The organism is Variovorax sp. DAIF25 (assembly GCF_050711835.1).
Classification (GTDB): Bacteria; Pseudomonadota; Gammaproteobacteria; order Burkholderiales; family Burkholderiaceae_C; genus Variovorax.
Genome location: NZ_CP136636.1, coordinates 4368084 through 4382240, shown reverse-complemented (window position 1 = coordinate 4382240; position 14157 = coordinate 4368084). Strand labels below are relative to the sequence as shown.

Sequence of the window (14157 nt, the reverse complement as noted above, 5' to 3'; positions counted from 1 at the left end):
GCCCGGCATTCCTCGGGCCGCCTCGTGCGGCCCCTCCTTTTTCCGACTTCCGACGATCGCCGCATGGCCTCCACACCCGACGTTTCCCCCGTATTGATCGCCGGCGGCGGCATCGGCGGCCTTTCGCTCGCGCTGACCCTGCACCAGATCGGCGTGCCCTGCCGCGTGTTCGAGGCGGTGCCCGCGCTGCAACCGCTGGGTGTGGGCATCAACCTGCAGCCCAACGCGGTGCGCGAGCTGCACGAACTCGGCATCGGCAACGACGTGCTCGACCGCATCGGCATCCAGGCGCGCGAGTGGGCGCTGGTCGGGCGCAACGGCAACGAGGTCTATGCCGAGCCGCGCGGCCTGCGCGCGGGCTACCGCTGGCCGCAGTACTCGCTGCATCGCGGCGAGCTGCAGATGCTGCTGTACCGCACGGCGCTCGAGCGGCTCGGGCCCGATGCCATCCAGCTCGGCCAGCGGGTCGCGGGCTATCGCAACGGCGCGCACGGAGTTATCGCGCTGATCGAGTCGCGCGACGGCCAGCGCAGCGAGGTCGAGGGCCGGCTGCTGATCGCGGCCGACGGCCTGCATTCGGCCGTGCGCGCGCAGATGCATCCGCAGCAGCCGCCGATCCAGTGGGGCGGCGCCATCATGTGGCGCGGCACCACGCCGGGCGTGCCGGTGCGCAGCGGCGCGTCCTTCGTCGGCGTCGGCTCGCTGCGGCACCGCGTGGTGCTCTATCCGATCTCGCCGCCCGATCCCGCCACGGGCCTGGCCACCATCAACTGGATCGCCGAGATCACGGTCGACAACGCCGAGGGCTGGACGCAGGGCGACTGGAACCGGCGCGTCGAGCTGAACGACTTCGCCCATCACTTCGAGGGCTGGGACTTCGGCTGGCTCGACGTGCCCTCGATGCTGCGCGGCGCGAAGGAGGTCTTCGAATACCCGATGATCGATCGCGACCCGGTGCCGACCTGGGTCGACGGCCATGTCGCGCTGCTCGGCGATGCCGCGCACGTGATGTACCCGGTGGGTTCCAACGGCGCGAGCCAGGCCATCGTCGATGCGCGCGTGCTCGGCGCTTCCATGCTCTCGCACGGCGTGACGCCGGCGGCGCTGCGCGCCTACGACGAGCGCCTGTGCGCCGACATCTCGGCGCTGGTGCTGCGCAACCGCGGTGCCGGTCCGTTCGGCCTGCTGGGCCTGGTCGACGAGCGCTGTGGCGGCGTGTTCGACGACATCGAGCAGGTCATTCCGGCGGCCGAGCGCGAGGCCTACATGGCGCGCTACAAGGCCGCGGCCGGCTTCGCGATCGAGACCCTCAACGCGGCGCCGTCGACGATCGCGCCGGGCGCGCGGGTCGCCGTCTAGCTTCTGCTCGGCGACGGGCCGAAGAAGCGGTCGAACAGCTCGAGCACGCCCGGAAAATCGCGCCCGAAGTTCGCGCGGTTCACGAAGTAGGCCTCGCAGGCCACCGCGAAGAATTCGCCGATCGAGGTCGCGCCATAGTCGTCGAGCCAGGGCGGCTCGGCGCCGAAGCGCTCGGCCATGATGGTCTGCTCGCGGAAGGCCTCGTAGGCGGGCTGCAGCACACCGAGCCAGGCCGCGCGGGCCTCGCGCACAGTGCGGCTGCCCGCGAAGCCCGGTGGCAGCGGCGGGCAGCCATCGGCATCGCCACCGCGCATGTCGATCTTGTGGGCGAATTCGTGGATCACGACGTTGTAGCCGCCCTCGCTGGTGACGCCGCTGGCCAGCACGTCCTGCCAGCTCAGCATCACCGGGCCGTGGTCCATGGCTTCGCCGGCCACCACTTCCTCGTACTCGTGGACCACCGAGGCCTCGTCGACCACCTTGCGCTGGGCGACCACCTCGGAGGGATGCACCACGATGCCGACGAAATCGTCGTACCAGACCAGGCCGCCGCGCAGGTGCAGCACCGGCAGCACGGCCTGCGCCGCGATCGCGAGCGCGACCTCGTCGGTGATGACGAAGCCCTGGGCGCCATGGAACTGCTTGTCGCGCAGGAACTGCGCCGTGAGCGCGCGCAGCCGCTCGACGTCGGCGACCGGGCGCTCGGCCAGGAAGGCATAGCGCGCGAGCGTGGCCTGCCAGGCGGCTTCGGGAATCGGGGGCAGGGCGCGCGGATGGCGCAGGCGGCGCAGCCAGTCGAGCATTGCGTCGGCAATCCCTAGCGCAGATCGACGCGCTGGGCGCCCGCCGGAGACAGGCACAGCAGCTGCGCACGCGGCGGATGCGCGGCGGCATCCCAGTCGCTGAGCACGAGGCGGCGCAGGCCGCCGCCGAGGTCGTGGTCGGCGGGACGGTGCGTGTGGCCGTGGATCAGCGTGCGTGCATCGGCACGCGCGAGCCAGTCGCGCGCGGCATCGGCATCGACATCGGCCCAGACCACCGAGGGATCGCGTTTGCGATCCTCGCTCTGCACGCGCATCGCACGTGCCAGGGCGCGGCGCTCGGCGAGCGGGCGCGCGAGAAAGGCCGACTGCCATTCGGGCGTGCGCACCTGGGCGCGAAAGCGCAGGTAGTCGGTGTCGTCCAGGCACAGCGCGTCGCCATGGCTCAACAGCCAGCGTTCGCCGTGCAGCACCAGCACCGTGGGATCGTCGAGCAGCGTGAGGCCACTTCGGGTGGCGAGCTCGGCGCCGACGAGGAAGTCGCGGTTGCCGTGCATGAAGAACACCGGCAGCCGCGCGGCCGTGCGGCGCAGCAGCTCGGCGCACTGGGCCTCGAAGCCCGGCTCGGCGGCTGCGTCGTCGCCGACCCAGACCTCGAACAGGTCGCCGAGGATCACCAGCGCGTCGGCCGGCGTGGTCTCGAGATAGCCGCGCCAGGCCTCGAAGGTGGCGGGCTCGCCGGCCTGCAGGTGCAGGTCGGAGATCAGGTCGACGGTGCGCCATGCGGCAGGCGCCACCAGTTCCGCGAAGGCCGCGGGAGGCGTGGCTGCCGTGTTCATGCCGCCGTCGGCCGTGCCGTCATTCGCCGACGACGACGGCCTTCTCGATCACGACGTCCTCGAGCGGCACGTCGTCATGGAAGCCCTTGCGGCCGGTCTTCACGGCCTTGATCTTGTCGACCACCTCGGTGCCCTTGACCACCTTGCCGAACACGGCGTAGCCCCAGCCCTGTGCCGAGGGCGCGGTGTGGTTGAGGAAGCCGTTGTCGGCCACGTTGATGAAGAACTGCGCGGTGGCCGAGTGCGGCGCGCTGGTGCGGGCCATGGCGACGGTGTAGACATCGTTCTTGAGGCCGTTGTTGGCTTCGTTCTCGATCTCGGCGCCGGTGGGCTTCTGCTTCATGCCGGGCTCGAAACCGCCGCCTTGCACCATGAAGCCGGGGATCACGCGGTGGAACACCGTGTTGTCGTAGTGGCCCTTCTTCACGTACTCGATGAAGTTGGCGGCCGACTTCGGCGCCTTCGCGGCGTCGAGTTCGAGCGTGATGACGCCGAGGTTCTGGATATGCAGGTCGACTTGGGGATTGCTCATGCTGATGCTCCTTGAAAGGGGTGGATGCCTGGCGGGGCCGGCTTACTTCGCCAGGGTGGCGGACTGGATCACGACGGGCGTGACCGGCACGTTCTGCATGCCGTTCTTGTTGCCGGTGGCGACGCCGCGGATCTTGTCGACCACGTCGGTGCCCGCCACCACCTTGCCGAACACCGTGTAGCCGTAGCCGTCGGGGTTCGGGGCGTTGAGCGAGTCGTTGTTCTTCACGTTGATGAAGAACTGCGAGGTGGCCGAGTTCGGGTTGCCGGTGCGCGCCATGGCGATCGTGTACTTGTCGTTCTTCAGGCCGTTGCTCGCCTCGAGCGGGATCGGCGCGCGCGTGGGCTTCTGCTGCAGGTCGGCCGTGAAGCCGCCGCCCTGGATCATGAAGCCGTCGATCACGCGGTGGAAGACGGTGCCGTCGTAGTGCTTGTCCTTGACGTACTGCAGGAAGTTCTCGACCGTCTTCGGCGCCTTGGCCGCATCGAGCTCGACCACGATGTCGCCGGCCGAGGTCGCGAGCTTCACGCGCTGCTGCGCCTGGGCATGGGCCGTGGCGGCGATGGCGAGGGTGGCCGCGAGCACGAAGGCACCGCGGCGGCTGAAACGGGAGAGGGCTTGGATCGTCAAGGAAGAGCTCCGTGTCCGAGGGATGAAAAGGATGAAGGCCGGCCGTGAGAGCGCGAGCCTGCGGCAAACGTTCCGGTGTGCGGCTGCGCGGGTGCGTGCGAGCGGCTGGCTTTCGCCGCCTACTTGCTGGTGCGGCCCACCGGCTTGCGCACCACGGGCGCGGCGCCGGGCAGTGCGGCCGCGTCGGCCTCGGTCTTCGGCGTGAAGATCTGGCGGATCAGTTCCAGCTTCGGGGCCACGCTGGTGTTGGTGGTCGCGAAGCGCTGCGCCTTGGTGTAGGACTGGGCAGCGAGGCGCGCATACACGTCGCCGAGGTTTTCCTCGGCCGTGGCGTAGTTGGGATTGAGCTTGAGCGCGGTCTCGAGCGCATCGCGCGCCTTGTCGAACTGGCTCTGCGAGGCATAGAGCGCCGCGAGGTTGTTGTAGGGCTCGGGCAGTTCGGGGAAGTCCTGCGTGAGCTGGGTGAAGGTCTTGACGGCCTCGTCCTTCTTGCCCTGCTCGGTGAGGATCACGCCGCGCAGGAAGCGCATCTGCGGATCGCGCGGCTTGCCGGCGATGTAGGTGTCGGCCTTGGCCAGCGCCTCGTTCGATTTGCCCTGGCGCAGCAGCAGGTTGACGTCGTCGTAGTCGTTGGCCTGGGCCGCGGAGGCCCACAGGCCGAACAGCAGGGCGATGGCGATCGAAAGTCTGGGAAACACGGCGTTCTTCATGAAGCCTCTGCAAAAGTGCGGCACGAATGCTGCGGAATTGGGGGCGGGGTGGAGCCGGGTCGGGAGCAAGCCTTGCGCTGCGCAAGGGCTCGAAAACACCCGGAAGAAGACTCGGCGGCAGCCGTTTATACTGCCCGGCATTGTAGCCGAGGGGCCCTGTCCAGCCGCCTCGTCGCCACAGCCCCATCACCCCTGAAAACACCGTCGTTCGCCCGCATCGCACGAGCGCGACACGACGCTTTCCGAATCTCATGAGTCTGCGCATCTACAACACGCTTTCGCGTGAACTGGAGGAGTTCTCCCCTTTGCGGCCCGGTCAGGTGCGCATGTACGTCTGCGGCATGACGGTCTACGACTTCTGCCACCTGGGCCATGCGCGCTCGATGATCGCCTTCGACGTGGTCCAGCGCTGGCTCAAGACCAGCGGCTTCGCCGTGACCTACGTGCGCAACATCACCGACATCGACGACAAGATCATCCGCCGCGCGGTCGAGAACGGCGAGAGCATCCGCTCGCTGACCGACCGCATGATCGATGCGCTGCACGAGGACGCCGATGCGCTTGGCATCGAGCGCCCCACGCACGAGCCGCGCGCCACCGAGTTCATTCCGCAGATGCTGTCGATGATCGGCACGCTCGAGCAGAAGGGCCTGGCCTATCGCGCGCCCAACGGCGACGTGAACTACGCGGTGCGCAAGTTCCCCGGCTACGGCAAGCTCAGCGGCAAGTCGCTCGACGAGCTGCATGCGGGCGAGCGCGTGGCCGTGCTCGACGGCAAGGACGATCCGCTCGACCCGGTGCTCTGGAAGAGCGCCAAGCCCAGCGAGCCCGACGAGGTGAAGTGGGCCAGCGAGTTCGGACCCGGCAGACCGGGCTGGCACATCGAATGCTCGGCCATGGCCTGCGACCTGTTGGGCGAACGCTTCGACATCCATGGCGGCGGCGCCGACCTGCAGTTCCCGCACCACGAGAACGAGATCGCGCAATCCGAAGGCGCGACCGGCCAGGCGCCGTTCGCGCGCACCTGGATGCACAACGGCTTCATCAACGTCGACGACGAGAAGATGTCCAAGAGCCTGGGCAACTTCTTCCTGATCCGCGACGTGCTCAAGAAGTACGACGCCGAGACCATCCGCTTCTTCGTCGCGCGCACGCACTACCGCAGCCCGCTGAACTACAGCAACGTGCATCTCGACGATGCGCGCAACTCGCTCAAGCGCCTCTACACCGCGCTCGACGCGGTGGCGCCGGCGAGCGTGGCGATCGACTGGACGCAGCCGCACGCGGCCCGCTTCAAGGCCGCGATGGACGAGGACTTCGGCACGCCCGAGGCGATCGCCGTGCTGTTCGAGCTCGCGGGCGAGGTCAATCGCACGCGCTCGGCCGAGAGCGCGGGCCTGCTCAAGGCGCTGGGCGGCGTGCTCGGCCTGCTGCAGGACAGCCCACAGGCCTTCCTGCAGGCGGGCAGCGCGCTCGACGACGCGGCCATCCAGGTGCTGATCGCACAGCGTGCCGATGCCAAGGCCGCGAAGAATTTCGCCGAGGCCGACCGCATCCGCAAGGAGCTGCTCGACCAGGGCATCGTGCTCAAGGACTCGCCCACCGGCACCACCTGGGCCGTTGCCCAGTGAACGGAACGACCAATCCCATGCCCACCCTGCCCAAGACGAGCGTCGAGATCATCACGCCGGACTATTGGGAGGAGGCCTGCAGGCACCTGTCCAAGAAGGATCGCGTGATGAAGCGGTTGATTCCGCAGTTCGGCGACGCCTGCCTCGAATCGCATGGCGACGCCTTCGTCACGCTGGCGCGCAGCATCGTCGGGCAGCAGATCTCGGTGAAGGCCGCGCAATCGGTCTGGGACCGCTTCGCCGCGCTGCCGCGCAAGCTCACGCCGCGCAACGTGCTCAAGCTCAAGGTCGACGACATGCGTGCGGCCGGCCTGTCGGTGCGCAAGATCGACTACTTGGTCGACCTGGCGCTGCACTTCGACTCGGGCAAGGTGCATGTCGACGCCTGGAACGACATGGCCGACGAGCTCATCATCGACGAGCTCGTCGCCATCCGCGGCATCGGCCGTTGGACCGCCGAGATGTTCCTGATCTTCCACCTGATGCGGCCCAACGTGCTGCCCGTGGACGACCTGGGGCTGCTCAACGGCATCAGCGTCAACTATTTTTCGGGGGATCCGGTCAGCCGCAGCGATGCCCGCGACGTGGCCGTGGCCTGGGCCCCGTATTGCAGCGTGGCGACTTGGTATATTTGGCGCTCTCTCGACCCGGCGCCGGTCGTCGCATACTGAAAAACAGGAGAAGACGTTGGCGAAACGAACCTTCCTAGACTTCGAGCAACCCATCGCGGAACTCGAAACCAAGATCGAAGAATTGCGCTATGTGCAGACCGAATCCGCGGTCGACATCTCGGAAGAAATCGATCAGCTCGGCAAAAAGAGCCAGCAGCTCACCAAGGACATCTACAGCGACCTGACGCCCTGGCAGATCACCAAGATCGCACGGCATCCGGAGCGCCCCTACACGCTCGACTACGTCCACGAGATCTTCACCGACTTCGTCGAGCTGCACGGCGACCGCCATTTCTCCGACGACCTCTCGATCGTCGGCGGCCTCGCGCGCTTCAACGGCACGCCCTGCATGGTGCTCGGCCACCAGAAGGGCCGCGACACCAAGGAGCGCACCGCGCGCAACTTCGGCATGAGCAAGCCCGAGGGCTACCGCAAGGCGTTGCGTCTCATGAAGACGGCCGAGAAGTTCAAGCTGCCGGTCTTCACCTTCGTCGACACGCCCGGTGCCTATCCCGGCATCGACGCCGAGGAGCGCGGCCAGTCCGAGGCCATCGGCCGCAACATCTTCGAAATGGCGCAGCTCGAGGTGCCGATCATCGTGACCATCATCGGCGAGGGCGGCTCCGGCGGCGCGCTGGCGATCTCGGTCGGCGACCAGGTGCTGATGCTGCAGTACTCCGTGTATTCGGTGATCAGCCCCGAAGGCTGCGCCTCGATCCTCTGGAAGACCAGCGAGAAGGCGCAGGAAGCCGCCGACGCGCTCGGCATCACCGCGCACCGTCTCAAGGCCCTGGGCCTGGTCGACAAGATCGTGAGCGAGCCGGTGGGCGGCGCGCACCGCGACCATCGCCAGATGGCCGCCTTCCTCAAGCGCGCGCTCAACGATGCGTTCCGCCAGGTCAGCGACCTGAAGCCGCGCGAACTGCTCGACCGCCGCTACGAGCGCCTGCAAAGCTACGGCCGCTTCACCGACACCAAGGCCGACGCCGGCCGCTGAGCCGGCCGCGGCACCGCCATGACCGCCGCCTTCGAACGGGCCATGGCCGCGTTCGAGCCGGCGCATCTGCCGCTGGCCGTGGGCTTCAGCGGCGGCGCCGATTCCACTGCACTGCTGGCCGCCTGCGCCGCGCGCTGGCCGGGCCAGGTGCGTGCCTTGCACGTGCACCACGGCCTGCAGTCGGCGGCCGACGATTTCGAACGCCATTGCCGCGCGGTCTGCGAGCGGCTCGGCGTTCACGTGAGCGTGCGGCGCGTCGATGCGCGCCATGCGGCCGGCGACAGCCCCGAGGATGCGGCGCGGCGCGCGCGCTACGAGGCCTTGGCCGCGATGGCGAGCGAGCAGGGCGTGCGCGCCATCGCGTTGGGCCACCACGCCGACGACCAGGTCGAGACCCTGCTGCTGGCCCTGTCGCGCGGCGCGGGGCTGCCGGGTCTTTCGGCCATGCCAGCGCATGCGTTGCGCGGCGGCATCGATTTCCACCGGCCGCTGCTCGCGGTGCCGGGCAGCGAGATCCGCGCATGGCTCGCGGCCACCGGGCTGCCCTGGATCGAGGACCCGACCAACACCGACGCGCGCTTCACGCGCAACCGCATCCGCGCCGTGCTGCTGCCCGCGCTGGCCGAGGCCCTCCCGCAGTTCCGCGGCACCTTCGCGCGCAGCGCCGGCCATGCGGCGCAGGCGCAGCAACTGCTCGACGAGGTCGCGGCGCAGGACCTCGAGGCCGCCGGCGAGCCGCCGCGGATCGCCGCGCTGCAGGCGCTGTCGCGCGCACGCCAGGCCAATCTGCTGCGCCACTGGCTCGTGCGCACGCATGGCCGCGCACCGAGCGCGGCGCAGCTCGACCAACTGCTCGACCAGGTCCGCGCCTGCACCACGCGCGGCCACCGGATCCACCTCAAGGTGGCCGACGGTTTCGCCGAACGCAGGGGGGATCGGCTGCATTGGTACAATGCCCCGCCCTCGCCACCAGCCTCGCGCTGACAGCCTGCGGGGCGCCGCCTTCGCCGCATGCGCCGCATATGGTTGAAGCGCGGGATTTTTCTTCTCTCAGAATTCACCCATGGCATTGATCGTTCACAAATACGGCGGCACGTCGATGGGCTCGACCGAGCGCATCCGCAATGTCGCCAAGCGCGTCGCCAAGTGGGCGCGCGCCGGCCACCAGATGATGGTGGTCCCGAGTGCCATGAGCGGCGAAACCAATCGCCTGCTCGGCCTGGCGAAAGAGCTCGCACCCAGCAAACCGGCCGAGGCGCACAACCGCGAACTCGACATGCTCGCCTCCACCGGCGAACAGGCCTCGTCGGCGCTGCTGGCGATCGCGCTGCAGGCCGAGGGCGTGGAGGCCGTGAGCTACGCAGGCTGGCAGGTGTCGGTGCGCACCGACAGCTCCTACACCAAGGCCCGCATCGAGAGCATCGACGACGCCCGCGTGCGCGCCGACCTCGCGGTCGGCCGCGTGGTCGTCATCACCGGCTTCCAGGGCGTGGACGATGCCGGCAACATCACGACGCTGGGCCGCGGCGGCAGCGACACCTCGGCGGTGGCGATCGCGGCCGCGATGAAGGCCAACGAGTGCCTGATCTACACCGACGTCGACGGCGTCTACACCACCGACCCGCGCGTCGAGCCCGATGCGCGCCGCCTCTCGACCGTGAGCTTCGAGGAGATGCTCGAGATGGCGAGCCTGGGCTCCAAGGTGCTGCAGATCCGCTCGGTGGAATTCGCCGGCAAGTACAAGGTGCCGCTGCGCGTGCTGTCCAGCTTCACGCCCTGGGACATCGACATCAATGAAGAGGCCAAGTCCGGCACGCTGATCACTTTCGAGGAAGACGAAAACATGGAACAAGCCGTCGTATCCGGCATCGCTTTCAACCGCGACGAAGCCAAGATCTCGGTGCTCGGCGTGCCCGACAAGCCGGGCATCGCGTATCACATCCTCGGTGCGGTGGCCGACGCCAACATCGAAGTCGACGTGATCATCCAGAACCTCAGCAAGGACGGCAAGACCGACTTCAGCTTCACGGTGCATCGCAACGAGTACGCGCGCACCGTCGACCTGCTGCAGGCCAAGGTCATGCCTTCGCTGGGCGCGACCGAGATCGTCGGCGACACCAAGATCTGCAAGGTCAGCATCGTGGGCATCGGCATGCGCAGCCACGTGGGCGTGGCGAGCAAGATGTTCCGCGTGCTGAGCGAAGAGGGCATCAACATCCAGATGATTTCGACCAGCGAGATCAAGACCTCGGTCGTGATCGACGAAAAATATATGGAGTTGGCAGTGCGCGCGTTGCACAAAGCCTTCGATCTGGACCAACCGGCCGCCTGAGTGATGGCATAATCTCGGCTTCTTTCAGGAACTGTGACCGAGTGGCCGAAGGTGCTCCCCTGCTAAGGGAGTATGGGGTGTAGAGCCTCATCGAGGGTTCGAATCCCTCCGGTTCCGCCAAGACCCGTGCCGAGGACGAAAGTCCAAGGACGGAAAAGCCCAGAAGCATCGCTGCTTCTGGGCTTTTTTCTTGGCCGCTCGGAATGCGCTCTGGGTGGCGCTTCCTTCTTTTCGTTCCTTCGCGGCCTGACAGCACGGCAGCGGTATCGCACCGCCGCCCGATCGCTTCGTCTACTGCCCGAGCGCCGACAGCTGTGCCGCCGGCATCGCAGGCAGCACCGCCGGCATGCTGTCCACCAGTCGCACTTCCAGCGGATCGCAGGGCGCGCCATTCTGGCGGCCGTCGAAGCGCACGCGGATGTGCGAATGGGTCGCGCCGGTGATGGTGCCCAGGCGTCCGTCGCAGAACACGCGGCTGCCGCGTTGGAACTGCAGGCCGAAACGATCGTTGATCTCCTTGAAGCTCATCAGTACCTCCTGTTGTCGATGGGCTGGAGCGATGGTCGGGCTGTTTAACAAACGTTGCCGTCAGTTACCTGATGTCTTCGGCTGTAGGCCGAATCGCGCACGTGACGAAGGTCAAAACCTTAGCGCCGGGTCTGCCAAGCCTTGTGAACCGAACCACTCCAGGGCGTGGGGTGGGGGCGATGTGGCTGTGAAAACGTGAACTGTGAATCCGCAAGCGTGTGTTATTCACAAACAGCCAGTGCAAAACGTAACCTGATTCTTCTCTGGCATGCGGGGAGGAATTAACTTACGTAACTCGTCACATAAAAAAGGTACAGGGAGTGACAAACACATTGCAGGACAGCTTCGCCTGTCGCGTCAGCATGCCCATCGCCACGGCCGAAGAGCGGTGTTTTCGTTATGTTCCGGCGGTCGCCGTCTTTCGCCGGATCCCGCCCGAAACGCTCGACACCTGGTTGATGCCCAACGGAAAGGCCCGCGGCGACCGCGAGCTCGCGAGCGAGGTCCTGATCGAGGTCAGGCACGCGGGCGACGACAGCGGCGCCACGCCGCAGCGTTTCGACCTGTCGGAGGTACTCGACGTCGGTCGGGCCGCGTCGCTGTTCGTCTCGACCTTCCTCTCGAGCCTGCCGCGGCCCTGAGCCGGGCCGTCGGCCGCCCGCCGGCGGTCTGGCGGATCGGAACTCCGGGCGAAATCCTGCCGGATTGCTAGCAAATCCCTTCCGCTTTTGCGCGGAAAGCGTGACTTTGTTCCGGCGGGAATGTTAACTTTTGTTGTCGATTTCGGGCGTGCGTCCTAAGATTGGTCGCACATGCACGCCCCATCCCTCGTTCTCGAACTGCCGGACCACTGGACCGGCGCCTTCGAACCCACGATGAACGCCGACGGCTCCTGCGCCGGAGTGGCCGAGATCTTCCTGGACGGCGTCCCGCGCTGCGCCCTGGTGATTTCCGAGCAGCCGACCTGGGACATCGCCTTCCAGCGCGCCCAGTCCAAGGCAGTCCAGTTCGTGCGCGCCTGGACCTGCAGCGCCGACTGAGCCCGGGCGCTGCGGGCGCTCAGCCCGCCTTCGCCGTTTCCCTCAGCAGGTCACGCCGCCGTCGATGACCAGGCTCTGCCCGGTCATGAAGGCACCCGCGCGCGAAGCCAGGAACACGGCCGCGCCCGCGATCTCGTCGGGGTCGCCGATGCGCCGCAGCGGCGTGCTCTCGGTGCGGCGGCGCAGGTTCTCGGGGTCTTCCCAGAGCGCGCGCGCGAAGTCGGTCTTGATCAGGCCCGGCGCGATGCAGTTCACGCGCACGTTGTGCGGCCCGTACTCCACCGCGAGGTTGCGCGCGAGCTGGAAGTCGGCCGCCTTCGAGACGTTGTAGGCGCCGATCACCGGCGAGCCACGCAGGCCGCCGATCGACGAGACGATGATGATCGAGCCTTCCTTGCGCTCGATCATCTGCGGCACCGCGAAGTTGATCAGCCAGTGGTTGGCGATCACGTTGTTCTCGAGGATCTTGCGGAACTGGTCGTCCTCGATGCCGGCCAGCGGGCCGTAGTAGGGGTTCGAGGCGGCATTGCACACCACGATGTCGACGCGCCCGAGCTGGCGCGTGGTCTCCTCGACCAGGTGGCGCAGCTCTTCCTTCGACGAGATGTTGGCCGGGATCGAGATCGCGGCGCCCGCGCCGTGCGCGGCGTTGATGGCGTCGCGCACCTCGGCGCAGGGCTCGGGCTTGCGCGACGAGATCACGACCTTCGCGCCGTGCTCGGCCAGGCGCTCGGCGATGGCGCGGCCGATGCCACGCGAGGAACCGGTGACGATGGCCACCTTGCCGGCCAGCGAGAACAAGGACATGGTTTTGTGTCTCCTCGAAGTTGTCAGTCCGCGTAGCGCCCGTACTCCATGCGCGCGATGGAGCGGTTGTGCACCTCGTCGGGTCCGTCGGCCAGCCGCATCGTGCGCATGCTGGCGTACTGCTTGGCCAGGCCGAAGTCGGTGGTGACGCCGGCCGCGCCATGGGCCTGGATCGCCATGTCGATGATGCGCAGCGCGGTGCGCGGCGCCGCCACCTTGATCATCGCGATCTCCAGCCGCGCCACCTTGTTGCCCACGCGGTCCATCAGGTCGGCCGCCTTGAGGCACAGCAGGCGCGTCATCTCGATGTCGATGCGGGCCTCGGCCACGCGCTGCTCCCACACCGACTGGTCGGCGATGCGCTTGCCGAAGGCGGTGCGCGACTGCAGCCGGCGCACCATCTTCTCGAGCGCCACCTCGGCGCCGCCGATCGAGCGCATGCAGTGGTGGATGCGTCCGGGGCCGAGCCGACCCTGCGCGATCTCGAAGCCGCGGCCCTCGCCGAGCAGCAGGTTCGCCGCCGGCACGCGCACGTCGCGGAACACCACTTCGGCATGGCCGTGCGGCGCATCGTCGAAGCCGAACACCGGCAGCATGCGCACGATCTCGATGCCGGGCGTGTTCAGCGGCACGAGGATCTGCGACTGCTGCGAATGGCGCGGTGCCTCGGGATCGGTCTTGCCCATCACGATGGCGATCTCGCAGCGCGGATCGCCCACGCCCGAGGACCACCACTTGCGGCCGTTGATCACGTAGTGGTCGCCGTCGCGGCGGATCGAGGTCTCGATGTTGGTGGCGTCGGAGGAGGCCACGTCGGGCTCGGTCATCAGGAAGGCCGAGCGGATCTTCCCTTCGAGCAGCGGCTGCAGCCAGCGCTTCTTGTGCGCCTCGCTGCCGTAGCGGATCAGCACCTCCATGTTGCCGGTGTCGGGCGCCGAGCAGTTGAAGACCTCGGAGGCGAAGCCGACCTTGCCCATTTCCTCGGCGCAGACGGCGTACTCGAGGTTGGTGAGCCCGGCGCCCTTGTAGGGGCTGTCGGAGGGCACCGAATCGAGCGGCAGGAACAGGTTCCACAGCCCGGCCTCGCGTGCCTTGGCCTTGAGCTCCTCCACGATCGGCACGACCTGCCAGCGGTTCTCGCCGAAGCCCTGCATCTGCGCCATGTAGGTGGGCACGGCGGGGTAGACGTGCGCCTTCATGAAGGCGATCACGCGATCGCGCCAGTGCACTTGCTTGTCGGACAGGGTGAAGTCCATGACGGTCTCCTCTTTCTTCGTTGGTCGGATCCGGCGCGAGCCGGGCCTGGCGACGATAGCAAGG

16 protein-coding genes and 1 tRNA gene are annotated in these 14157 nt (G+C 67.6%); 9 read left to right on the top strand and 8 right to left on the bottom strand.

What is annotated here, in order from left to right; all coding sequences use genetic code 11:
• Window positions 1-63 precede the first annotated feature (63 nt).
• Window positions 64-1359 carry a flavin-dependent oxidoreductase gene (locus R0232_RS20340; protein ID WP_431509206.1) on the top strand — a complete coding sequence of 432 codons (1296 nt, stop codon included), beginning with the start codon at window positions 64-66 and terminating at the stop codon, window positions 1357-1359.
• Here the strand turns inward: R0232_RS20340 and R0232_RS20335 are convergent.
• The 5 genes from R0232_RS20335 to R0232_RS20315 form a co-directional block, all read right to left on the bottom strand.
• Complete coding sequence (locus R0232_RS20335; RefSeq protein ID WP_431509205.1) at window positions 1356-2162, bottom strand: zinc-dependent peptidase; 807 nt, start codon at window positions 2160-2162, stop codon at window positions 1356-1358. The two genes, R0232_RS20340 and R0232_RS20335, sit on opposite strands and share 4 nt — an antisense overlap.
• Before the next feature lie 14 nt (window positions 2163-2176).
• The gene (locus R0232_RS20330) at window positions 2177-2959 is read right to left on the bottom strand and encodes a UDP-2,3-diacylglucosamine diphosphatase (RefSeq protein WP_431509204.1); all 783 of its coding nucleotides are present in this window, start codon (window positions 2957-2959) and stop codon (window positions 2177-2179) included.
• 19 nt (window positions 2960-2978) lie between these two features.
• A complete protein-coding gene (locus R0232_RS20325; RefSeq protein WP_093344304.1) occupies window positions 2979-3491 on the bottom strand; it encodes a peptidylprolyl isomerase in 513 nt (170 codons plus the stop codon).
• A gap of 42 nt (window positions 3492-3533) precedes the next feature.
• Window positions 3534-4121 (bottom strand): peptidylprolyl isomerase, encoded by a 588-nt coding sequence (locus R0232_RS20320; RefSeq protein ID WP_431509203.1) that lies wholly within the window; start codon window positions 4119-4121, stop codon window positions 3534-3536.
• A 119-nt stretch (window positions 4122-4240) separates the two neighbouring features.
• Complete coding sequence (locus R0232_RS20315) at window positions 4241-4831, bottom strand: tetratricopeptide repeat protein (protein WP_093344301.1); 591 nt, start codon at window positions 4829-4831, stop codon at window positions 4241-4243.
• Between the two features lie 251 nt (window positions 4832-5082).
• Here R0232_RS20315 and cysS point away from each other — a divergent pair, with 251 nt between their 5' ends.
• The 6 genes from cysS (at window position 5083) to R0232_RS20285 (ending at window position 10582) form a co-directional block, all read left to right on the top strand.
• Window positions 5083-6462, top strand: coding sequence for a cysteine--tRNA ligase (cysS, locus tag R0232_RS20310; protein ID WP_431509202.1), 1380 nt, complete (start codon window positions 5083-5085; stop codon window positions 6460-6462).
• A 17-nt stretch (window positions 6463-6479) separates the two neighbouring features.
• Window positions 6480-7133 carry a DNA-3-methyladenine glycosylase family protein gene (locus tag R0232_RS20305; protein WP_093344298.1) on the top strand — a complete coding sequence of 218 codons (654 nt, stop codon included), beginning with the start codon at window positions 6480-6482 and terminating at the stop codon, window positions 7131-7133.
• A 16-nt stretch (window positions 7134-7149) separates the two neighbouring features.
• Window positions 7150-8130, top strand: a complete 981-nt coding sequence (locus R0232_RS20300) for an acetyl-CoA carboxylase carboxyltransferase subunit alpha (RefSeq protein WP_093344296.1) — start codon at window positions 7150-7152, stop codon at window positions 8128-8130.
• A gap of 18 nt (window positions 8131-8148) precedes the next feature.
• Window positions 8149-9114 (top strand): tRNA lysidine(34) synthetase TilS, encoded by a 966-nt coding sequence (tilS, locus tag R0232_RS20295; RefSeq protein ID WP_431509201.1) that lies wholly within the window; start codon window positions 8149-8151, stop codon window positions 9112-9114.
• 79 nt (window positions 9115-9193) lie between these two features.
• Window positions 9194-10462 (top strand): aspartate kinase, encoded by a 1269-nt coding sequence (locus tag R0232_RS20290; RefSeq protein ID WP_431509200.1) that lies wholly within the window; start codon window positions 9194-9196, stop codon window positions 10460-10462.
• 27 nt (window positions 10463-10489) lie between these two features.
• Window positions 10490-10582: transfer RNA gene (locus R0232_RS20285), tRNA-Ser, on the top strand.
• A gap of 171 nt (window positions 10583-10753) precedes the next feature.
• On the opposite strand, the gene R0232_RS20280 is transcribed toward R0232_RS20285, so the two are convergent.
• Entirely contained in the window at window positions 10754-10990 is a 237-nt protein-coding gene (locus R0232_RS20280) for a hypothetical protein (protein ID WP_208510435.1), read from the bottom strand.
• A gap of 362 nt (window positions 10991-11352) precedes the next feature.
• Here R0232_RS20280 and R0232_RS20275 point away from each other — a divergent pair, with 362 nt between their 5' ends.
• Window positions 11353-11631 (top strand): hypothetical protein, encoded by a 279-nt coding sequence (locus tag R0232_RS20275; protein WP_208510437.1) that lies wholly within the window; start codon window positions 11353-11355, stop codon window positions 11629-11631.
• A 171-nt stretch (window positions 11632-11802) separates the two neighbouring features.
• Complete coding sequence (locus R0232_RS20270) at window positions 11803-12030, top strand: hypothetical protein (RefSeq protein WP_093344290.1); 228 nt, start codon at window positions 11803-11805, stop codon at window positions 12028-12030.
• Between the two features lie 42 nt (window positions 12031-12072).
• Here R0232_RS20270 and R0232_RS20265 read toward each other — a convergent pair whose 3' ends face one another.
• Window positions 12073-12837 (bottom strand): SDR family NAD(P)-dependent oxidoreductase, encoded by a 765-nt coding sequence (locus tag R0232_RS20265; protein WP_203201334.1) that lies wholly within the window; start codon window positions 12835-12837, stop codon window positions 12073-12075.
• A gap of 23 nt (window positions 12838-12860) precedes the next feature.
• Window positions 12861-14093 (bottom strand): acyl-CoA dehydrogenase family protein, encoded by a 1233-nt coding sequence (locus R0232_RS20260; protein ID WP_431509199.1) that lies wholly within the window; start codon window positions 14091-14093, stop codon window positions 12861-12863.
• Window positions 14094-14157: the final 64 nt, after the last annotated feature.